This is a genomic window from Streptococcus sp. GMD1S (genome assembly GCF_000296875.1).
In the GTDB taxonomy this organism is placed as follows: domain Bacteria; phylum Bacillota; class Bacilli; order Lactobacillales; family Streptococcaceae; genus Streptococcus.
This window is the reverse complement of the sequence record NZ_AJQY01000167.1, coordinates 1-1,117: the sequence shown is the minus strand read 5'-3', so window position 1 is coordinate 1,117 and position 1,117 is coordinate 1. Positions and strand designations below refer to the sequence as shown.

The following is a 1,117-nucleotide window of genomic DNA, read 5'->3' as shown; positions in this document are numbered from 1 at the left end:
CTGGAGCAACCCCATCTACCGTAATCGCTTGATTTGAGAGCCCACCTTTTTCGTTAAGATATTGATTCTCTATCCTTGGCGTCTGAGGGCGCACAGTAAAGCTCACGTCAATTTCATCCGTACTTCCATCTGGATAAGTTACCACCGCTGTCAAAGTATGCCGACCAGCAGACAAATTCGTATTGGTTCCAGATTTCCAAGTATAGGTTGTTCTAGTTCCCTTAGTAATTCCTGTAGTAGGTAATTCTGGCGTCCCTGTAGCATTCGTGATGTACTGACTGGCTTCACCAACAGAAACAGTCCCTGAATTGGCAGTTAGAGTAAAGTTTCGATTCACCTCAGCATTGATAGCTGGTTCGTACTTTTCAGACTGAGCATGGACTTCAAATTGAATTGCGGCAGGGTTGGCTGTTAAATCTTTTACAAGACCTACGTCAGTAGTATTTCCGCTAAAATTACCTTCCTGATCATAGGTGAAAACATAACGAGTCCACAAACTATTTACTGCTTGATTTTTTCCAACAGAACCCGTGATTGAAACGGTGAAAGGATTTGATGCTGTAGCATTTCCATCTTTGGCTAGTTTATTTGTCGGAACAATCATGCTGATACTTTGACCATTACTCGTAGTGAATGAGACAACGGTTGAAGTAGCCGGATAGGCCGCGGGAACAGCAGTAGGAACAAATTTTGCATGTTCAATTCGACCACTGTTATCAGTAAACTCAATGGTCCCAGAAAAATTTTCTTCTCGATAAATTTTAAATTTTTGCCCTTCTAGAACTGCGCCACCTGTAACGGTTATTTTCTGAAGTTCTGGCTTCTCAGTATCCCTAGCAGCTCTGAAGCTAGCGGTATTTGAAGCTTGGGTCAAAGCTTGTCCATTTCTGCTGTCACGAAGTCCAGAGTTGGCACGTAATACAGCATTTGCAATACTGTTTCGAGCTTCTGTAGCTTTTTGTAGGATAGTGGCAAGGTCAGAAGCCTCACCTTTCAAGGCTTCTGCTATCTCATTCTTCGTTAGACTAGCCTTCGTGATCGCCTCATCCGAGTTCGGAAGTCCCTGCGCTTGAGCTAGAAACTGCCCAATCTCAGCAGACAAGGCCTCTAATTTCTT

1 protein-coding gene is annotated in these 1,117 nt (G+C 43.5%); it reads right to left on the bottom strand.

Annotation, left to right across the window (positions count from 1 at the left end; all coding sequences use genetic code 11):
- Positions 1–1,117: sialoglycan-binding domain-containing protein (locus GMD1S_RS08005; RefSeq protein WP_000596418.1), on the bottom strand; the 1,117-nt coding region annotated here is incomplete at both ends.